This is a genomic window from Mesorhizobium sp. M7A.F.Ca.US.005.03.2.1 (genome assembly GCF_003997795.1).
GTDB classification, from domain to species: Bacteria; Pseudomonadota; Alphaproteobacteria; order Rhizobiales; family Rhizobiaceae; genus Mesorhizobium; species Mesorhizobium ciceri.
Map to the genome: position 1 here is coordinate 1 of NZ_RZRP01000221.1, position 7,912 is coordinate 7,912.

General features: G+C 59.1%; 8 protein-coding genes. 6 read left to right on the top strand and 2 right to left on the bottom strand.

Annotated elements, in window-relative coordinates; genetic code table 11:
• From EN991_RS40315 to EN991_RS14525, 3 genes are all read left to right on the top strand, one after another.
• The coding region (locus EN991_RS40315) for a hypothetical protein (protein WP_206519205.1) at positions 1-186 on the top strand (186 nt) is incomplete at its 5' end.
• A gap of 274 nt (positions 187-460) precedes the next feature.
• Positions 461-1,204: a DUF4142 domain-containing protein gene (locus EN991_RS14520; RefSeq protein ID WP_127369009.1), complete on the top strand. Its 744-nt coding sequence runs from the start codon at positions 461-463 to the stop codon at positions 1,202-1,204.
• Positions 1,205-1,226: 22 nt separating this feature from the next.
• Positions 1,227-1,823, top strand: coding sequence for a hypothetical protein (locus EN991_RS14525; RefSeq protein ID WP_013525101.1), 597 nt, complete (start codon positions 1,227-1,229; stop codon positions 1,821-1,823).
• Between the two features lie 500 nt (positions 1,824-2,323).
• On the opposite strand, the gene EN991_RS14530 is transcribed toward EN991_RS14525, so the two are convergent.
• Complete coding sequence (locus tag EN991_RS14530) at positions 2,324-4,096, bottom strand: SLC13 family permease (RefSeq protein WP_024504640.1); 1,773 nt, start codon at positions 4,094-4,096, stop codon at positions 2,324-2,326.
• A gap of 1,155 nt (positions 4,097-5,251) precedes the next feature.
• On the opposite strand from EN991_RS14530, the gene EN991_RS14540 reads away from it, so the two are divergent.
• Positions 5,252-6,169: an NAD(P)/FAD-dependent oxidoreductase gene (locus EN991_RS14540; protein ID WP_127369010.1), complete on the top strand. Its 918-nt coding sequence runs from the start codon at positions 5,252-5,254 to the stop codon at positions 6,167-6,169.
• Between the two features lie 63 nt (positions 6,170-6,232).
• Here EN991_RS14540 and EN991_RS14545 read toward each other — a convergent pair whose 3' ends face one another.
• Entirely contained in the window at positions 6,233-6,472 is a 240-nt protein-coding gene (locus tag EN991_RS14545) for a hypothetical protein (RefSeq protein ID WP_027161858.1), read from the bottom strand.
• Positions 6,473-7,158: 686 nt separating this feature from the next.
• Here EN991_RS14545 and EN991_RS14550 point away from each other — a divergent pair.
• Positions 7,159-7,452 carry a helix-turn-helix transcriptional regulator gene (locus EN991_RS14550; protein ID WP_127369011.1) on the top strand — a complete coding sequence of 98 codons (294 nt, stop codon included), beginning with the start codon at positions 7,159-7,161 and terminating at the stop codon, positions 7,450-7,452.
• Between the two features lie 239 nt (positions 7,453-7,691).
• Positions 7,692-7,912 (top strand): hypothetical protein (locus EN991_RS40320; RefSeq protein ID WP_206519206.1); only part of this gene is annotated, 221 nt, incomplete at its 3' end.

The window sequence follows — 7,912 nt, forward strand, 5'->3', positions numbered from 1 at the left end:
GTTGGGGCGGATGAAGCCCGCCGCTTCGCAAATGGGGCGGCGGGCTTTCATAAGCTAACCCTCAGAAACGAGCCTTGCCCGGCAATTTACTTGGCGAAGGTCACGCATGTCGACCGGCTGACGCCGCCGGGATGCCTGGGTAAGCGCAATCTGTGGCGCTACCGACGTCTTTCCGTCGTGTGGTGATCTTCTGGTCGGCCGTCCCGTCTGCTTCAGGCTCTTTGCCGGCAAGCAAACCGAACTCACCGTTGGATTTTCCCGCCATCAGGTCCCCTCTGCGAGCAATGGCAACTCTTCGATCGGTCTGGGGTTCCTGGACAATCTGGGATCGGTGTCACTCCGCCCAGCTCGTGACGGCGGGAATGGCGCCCCGAAAATATCCGACATTTACCAAGGCTCGGAACAAAGATGGCGCCGGGAGATTGGAGTTCATCGTCCTCCTCAACCAAGGAACCTAAGCATGAGAACCAAACTACGCATGGCATCGCTGTCGATCGCGACCGCAATGACCGCTGTACTGCCTGCCTTGTCAGCAGAGACGGCCCAGGACTTCGTCACGAAGGCCGCGATCGGCGGGATGTTCGAAGTGCAGTCCAGCAAGGTCGCTCAAAGCAAGCTCCAGGATCCGACCCTTAAGGATTTCGCTCAGAAGATGATCTCCGACCACGGTGCTGCGAACGCCAAACTCGAGAGTATTGCCGGCGAACAAAAATTGCAGGTGCCCGCCGACCTCGACTCTGCCCACAAGAGCGACGTCGACAAGTTGCAGTCAGCCGCGGCGCCAGTCGATGCAACCTATGCCGACATGCAGAAGAGGGCGCATGCCGATGCTGTAAGCATGTTTGAAAGCTACGCCAAGGACGGCGACAATTCCGCTCTCAAGTCGTTTGCAAGCGAGACGTTGCCGACACTCAAGATGCATCAGGAGATGGTTGGCAAGGTCGCGGCTGCCGCTCCTGCCCCCGACAGTTCCGCGCCAGCCGCGTCCGATGCGGCCGCCACAAATTCTGTGGCACCGGTGCCTGGCGCCAACAGCTTCACCGAGGACCAGGCCAAGAGCGCCATCGAAAAGGCGGGCTACTCGGACGTCTCCGCCCTGACGAAGGATGACAAGGGCATCTGGCGTGGAACGGCGAGCAAGGACGGCAAAGCAGCACCCATCGCCCTCGACTTTCAAGGCAACGTCGTTGCCGGCAAGAATTGATCACCAACCAAGGACAAATCAGATGAAAACCGTAACAGGCCTCTTCGACAATTACGATCAAGCAAGCGACGCTGTGGGCGAGCTTGAAGCCACGGGCGTTCCGCACGACGATATTAGCATCGTGGCGGGTAATTCGGGCGGCCGGCTTACGGGCGAAGCGTCGGAGGCTGGCGAGGATGCGGCAGCAGGGGCTGGTGTCGGCGCCGTTGTCGGCGGGGCCGGCGGCCTGCTCACCGGCCTTGGCCTGATGGCCATACCTGGTCTCGGCCCCGTGGTTGCCGCGGGCTGGCTGGCAGCGACTGCGGTCGGCGCTGTCGGCGGTGCCGTGGTCGGTGGCGCAGCGGGCGGCATCATCGGCGCGATGACAGAGTCCGGTGTGCCGGAAAGCGACGCACATGTTTATGCCGAAGGCGTTCGGCGCGGGGGAACAATGGTTATAGCCAGGGTCGAAGACGACCTTGTCCCCGACGCGGAACAGATACTGAAGCAATATAATTCCGTCGACATAGCCCATCGGCGAACCGAATACGAAGCAGGCGGTTGGACCGGCTTCGATCCAACGGATGAAGTCTACACAGGTGATGACCTGGAAAGCGCCAGAGGTCGTCGCAACGTGTGAGATGAAATGAATGGGCGGCTAACAGCCGCCCTCGTCCTTCCTGCGCGATGTGCAACGCTGGTATCTCAGGTAGCACCAAGGTCGAATGGTCGTCGCGACGACTTGCAGTTCACCAGGGCCCTGCCGCTGAGCAACACACGACTTGTGATGCTGATCGCAGCCCGAAAGGGCCTCGTATTCTCGAAGAAAGAGTTATCGGCCTGTCGTCATTACGAAGGTGAACCGGCTTTTCCTAGGTGAGAAACGACGTCAATACTCCGCCAAGCCCCTGACAATCTCGCTGCGGTGTATAGTCCATGGCCTAAGGTTTGTTTGCTGGCTTTCCCTTTGCCCCGATAGAGCGGCCGGAACACAGTTTCTGTTGCCGCGGGCGGGACGAGAGGGGAACTGCTGGCGACACTGACCGCAGGTTGGCCAGCCCGCGTCAGGCTTGCGCGGCGACCTCATTCACGATTGTGGTGTCGTGTGGGATTTCCAAGAAGGCATCCGAATATCGGATGTCAGTTCATTGGCCAGACGATCATAAGCATCGGCACAGCAACAATGACTACGAGGAAAGACAGGGGAAGTCCCAGACGCGGATAGTCGCTGAAGCGGTAGCCACCCGGCCCCATGACAAGCGTGTTGCACTGGTGTCCGATCGGGGTGAGAAAATCACAGCCGGCGCCAATGGCGACAGCCATCAAAAACGGTTCGGGCCTGTAGCCCAGATCACTAGCAAATTCGGCGGCGATAGGCGCCATGACAAGGACGGTGGCGGCATTGTTGAGGAATGGCGTAACGGCCATGGCGGCGACAAGGATGAGCGTCAGTGCGCCGGACGCCGGAAGGAGGGTCCCCAGTCTAGCAAGCTCGCCGGCAACTACTCCCGTAGCTCCTGTACTGCGTAGTGAATCGCTCACTGGAATGAGAACGGCGAGCATGACGAGGATAGGCCCATCGAGCGATTGGTAAACATCGCGGAGCGGAATGACCTTGAAAAGCACAATCGCGACCGCGGCCGCGAAAAAAGCGACGGACACTGGCAGCAGCCCAAACGCCGTCGCCACCATGGCGAGAGCAAGGACCACTACCGGCACGATACCCTTGCGGACGCTACCAAGAAGGATAGCCCTTTCTGCCAGCGGTAAGCAGCCGAGTTCACGAAGTATCTCGGGCATCCTCGCTGCACTGCCCCGCAAGACGACAACGTCCCCGAGCCTCAGCTCGACTGCGGCCAGCCTGCGGTCGAGGCGCTCCCCACGACGGCTGACGGCCAGGAGGTTGACGTTGAAGCGATCGTAAAGGGCAAGGCGCTGGGCGGTCCAGCCGATCAAAGAGGAGCTTTCACCGATTACGGCTTCGATAGCGACCATCTCGTTGGTGGTGTCGTCACCACCGCCCCTATCCCCGGTCACGCTGAGCCTGCCCTGGGAGACAAGGCGATCCAGCGCTTCTGGGTCGCCCTCGAGCAACAGGATGTCATCCACCTTGAGGACCACGTCGGGCAGTGGCGTCATCCGCATCGTGCGATTGCGCAGGATCGACGTCACGATTGCATCGCCCCCGGCGAGCTTCATGAGGTCTGCGACGGTTTTCCCGAGCACCGTGGAGTCGGCGACAATTCGAGCCTCTGTAAGGTAATTCTTGATGTCGAGGGCTTCATTCAGTGACCCGCCATGCTTTTCGCGCACCGGCAACAACCAATAGAAAAACAGCAGGAAGATCGTTCCGGCAGCGGCTATGGCAGCTCCAACAGGTGTGAAGTCGAACATTGTGAAGGCGGTTCCGATCAGCTCCTCTCGCACTCGGGACACTACGATGTTGGGTGATGTTCCCACCTGCGTCATTAGTCCGCCGAGCAGTGACCCGAATGCCATGGGCATCAAGAATATCGAGGGTGAAATGTTAGACCGGCGCGCGAACTGGAAGGCGATCGGAATCATGATAGCGAGCGCCCCGATATTCTTTACAAAGGCAGAGAGGATCGTGACCACGATCACCAGCAGCGCCAGTTGCGACCGAACTCCCGATAATTTCGGAGCAAAGCGCTTGATCGCTGCCTCCATGATACCCGAGCGTGCTATCCCTGCGCTCACCAGCAGAGCACTGCCGACAATAATCACGATATCGTCGCTGAACCCGCTGAAGGCTTCGTCAAAAGGCACAATGCCAACCGCGACAGCAAGCAACAGTGCCACAGCCGCGACCAGATCATATCGATAGCGACCCCACACGAACGCTGCCATCATCACGAAGGTTACGGCAAATGACAAAATTTGCGGCGTAGTCATGTCTTCGAATGCCCCGGCCCGCCAGTGCGACTAATGAGAACGGCCAAACCGCCCCTTTTGTTGCTTCGCTCATTGCTGCGCCAAAGCGGTCCGGCGGCGTTTGGCCAGGAGCGGATCGGCAGCGTTTAGAAACGGATTTTACGAAGCGGTCTTCGGACTTTGACAGACATCGATGTGCCCCGACCAATCCGACGCTTCAGCCCCAAACCAGGAAGGCCCGAGCCGAGATCAAAAAGCATGCGCTTGCCTCATGTCGAGTCCACCTGGAAAATCGCCCGGACACCACGGATCGGGCGGCGTGCGGAGATCTTTTTCTCACCTGAAGTGCCACAGCAACACCCCCGATATGCAGGGAGGGTGCCTCTGGTGCCTGACCCGTGTGCGAGCAGTTTTCTTCGCTACATTCGATTCTCAGGAAGCTTGAATCACGCGGCCTCTCTTTTGTTTTCGTAGCTGACAGGAGCCCCCTCGAAAGCCAGATCACTCCCGCGAGCCCAGTTCTTCTCAGCATCGATCAGCTCATTCTCCCCAGTCAAGCCGTTCAGAAACAGCCTGAGTACGTGCGCAGCTGTCCGTTCTCCGGCCCGCGAAGCAACAGGTACGCCGCGCTGTTCGCAGACCGTCGCACAAACACGGGCAAGCATCACAATATCGCTCGGTTCCAAAAATCGACCTGGATACAACATACCGTCCTCTGTTGGAAAGCCTCGTGAGCCTTTGATTACGCGAGGTCACCGGCAGCAACAATCAACTATGATAGTCTGCACCTCGACTGGGTCAGTAAATTTGAGCGGCCCTTCAGACGATCAGCATTGCGCCCCTCCGGATCGGAAGGACGGGGCTATCAGGTGGGTTTTCCCGGCAGGTCGATCCGATTCGAATCGCGTGGGCTTGGGAAATGCGCACGGTCGCAGGTTTAAGGCAAGTTGGCCGGTGAAATGCCATGTCGGCATTTCGGGCACCTCGAATTGAAGCCTGATTTGCAGGAGCTGGAATCGCTTGATGGCGAAGATTGCGCAAATCAGATCGAGGCGCGCGCCATCGCCCGGTGAAAGGGACCTCGACGAGTTGCCGCGTAAACGTTTGGAGGCCTGACCGTCGCTCATCCCCTCTGCCAAAGCAGGGAACAAGATCCTGTTTGCAATGTTGGGCGAAATGCCAATTTCTTCCCCCGGTCATGAATTCGACGTGGCTATAGTCGGCGGCGGCCCCGCAGGACTTGCGGCAGGCATGTATCTGGCCAGATTCCTGCATTCGGTGATCGTGGTAGACGCCGGCGACGCACGAGCCAAGCTCATTCCAAAATCGCATAACTGTCCTGGCTTCCCGGACGGCGTAGGCGGGTCAGAGTTGCTCGGCCGTCTCAAAGCCCAGGCACAGAGATACGGTGCAGGCGTAGTGGACGGTCGTGTAGCGGGCGCCAAGAAGCGCGACGGGACCTTTGTGCTGACGACCACCTTCGGGACCATCCGAGCAAAGCGCGTGGTTCTTGCAACCGGGATCGTGGACAAGGCCCCGGCAATAGAAGGGCTGGAGGAGGCCGTCGCGGCCGGCACTGTCCGACTGTGTCCGGTCTGCGACGCCTATGAGGCCGTGGGCAAGCGCATTGGCGTCGTCGGCCCAGAGCATCTGGCGCTCAAGGAAGCCCTGTTTTTGAAGGAGTACAGCGGTCAGGTTACCTTGCTCGCCAACTATCCGGAGGATATTTCCGATGCCGCCCGCGGCATGGCCTCGGCAGGCGCCATCGAAATCTGGGACACCGTCGAGGATCTTGTTGCTCGAGCAACCGGGTTCGGCGTTGTCATGGCCGACGGTGCGCCAATGCGGGAATTGGATGTGGTGTACCCCGCAATGGGGTCTGATGTGCGCTCTGAACTTGCCGCCGCACTCGGTGCAGAGTGTGACGCGCAAGGATATGTTCTGGTCAGCCGACACCTCGAAACGTCGACTGCGGGTCTCTATGCCATTGGAGACGTGGCTGAGGGTCTCAATCAAATTGCCGTTGCGTTTGGCCATGCCGCCACCGCAGCAACACATATCCACAATGCACTTCAGTCTAGACCGGAAAGCTGACCGGCCACCCTAGCACAGGGCGCGCGCCATAACGCTCCAGGTCAGTGCGCTTCGAAGGACGCTTCAGATCCGCTCACCGGTGGCCGGCCTCGGGCGCGAAACGTTCAAATCAATTTTGTCCGGCAGGTCTGGCCAGGCATTTTTGATAGCGGTGGTTGTCATTCGATGGACAGGCGGGATGATGACCATCCGGACGTGTCGTTCAGGCCAGAGCGGGTTCCCGAAAATCAGAAAAACGACTGCTACCAGGACACTGACCAACCCCGCTGCAAACACGTTCGCGATGATCTCACCAGGCTGCATACACTCTCCATGAATGAGTACCCGCCACGCCAAGCGAGCCGTGGCGGGTAAACAACCAACCGACGATGAAGGGACGATGATCGACGGTCACATTCCAAATGTGGAAAAGGCTTCCTTGTTTCATAGGTCAGACCTTTGCGATTCCATGTCGGGCTTTGGTCGGGCCCAGACACGGTAGAGTGCTTGCAATGAGGTGTGTAGCAGCGCCAGCGCGAAGGCCCGTCATCAGCAACAAACCAGGTTGCCTGGATCCGCAACATATTTAGTGGGTCCGCCCCCACTTGCGGGTAGAGGCGGACCCGGGCGAGGCTTGGGGACCTCGACCGGCAGCGGGGGACGCTGCCGCTCTTCCAACCTGCCGTGGCATATCAGGTTCCGCTGATTAACAAAAAGCCGGCCACCGCGAAGTGGTGGCGGGCAGGTTCTGGAGTGTGCTGGGACCAACCAGCATAGGTCAACGAGCCGCAACAGGGTTGGTTGCGATAGCGGGCGGACGCCGGCCAACCCTCAGCGCTCGCTTCAGGCGCCCACTGCTTGCCCCCCTCGTCCCAGTGCCGGCCTATTGCCTGACGCATGCATCGCTGAGACATCGCTCGTGACGACCGTCCCCCGCGCGGGAATTGCTCGATCTTTCGATCGTCGATAGATCGAAGGAACATTTTAGACGTATCGAATGTTCAAATCCTATGGACAGCCGAACCCAACTTTCACCAGCTCAATCGAGAGCAGCACGCGCCCTGCTGAACTGGCCGCGAGTACGGCTTGCCGCAAAAGCGAGCGTTAGCGAAATGACGATCAGAGATTTTGAGAACGGTATTCGAAATCCGCGTCCCCACAAGATCGCGGCCATGCGTCAGGCGTTTGAGAACGCGGGAATTGCTTTCACCTTCGAAGGCGCTCCATCGCTAGCCCGCCCTGAAGGGCATAGCAGTCTCTCCACCACCAATAGAATGTGGCGCAGCCGGCAGAGACAAGCATAACGATAAAGGTCCTTGAGCCTCGTATTAGCAATCCACTTGACCCACAGCCCACCTAAAGGCGCGAGCCAAGAAACCGGTCAAGCCGGTGAGGCGTCGTTGCTGTATGCATCGTTTGAACATTACTTCCGATACGCTCCTGACTTCTTCATTGACCTCGTCAGGCTTGGTACCGGCATCACCGGCGGCTGGTCCGCAAGGTCGCTGGCAGCCATGGGGGGAGCCGGTTCTGGAAACGGCAGATGGCTCGCGATCCAATCGTCGAGGAACCTGCGGCCGCGAGCATCATCCGGTCAAACCAGGATCGTAGTGGAGATGGCATCGTGCATCGTGCCATAGAGGCTGTCGATGGGCTGGCGGAAGCGTCCATGCAGTCACGATGCTTTCAGCTCATCGAACCTCGGGCGCCAAAGAGTGTTCCGTTGGTTTTTGCTGAAATGGCGGGAACTTTTTTCTCCGGCGG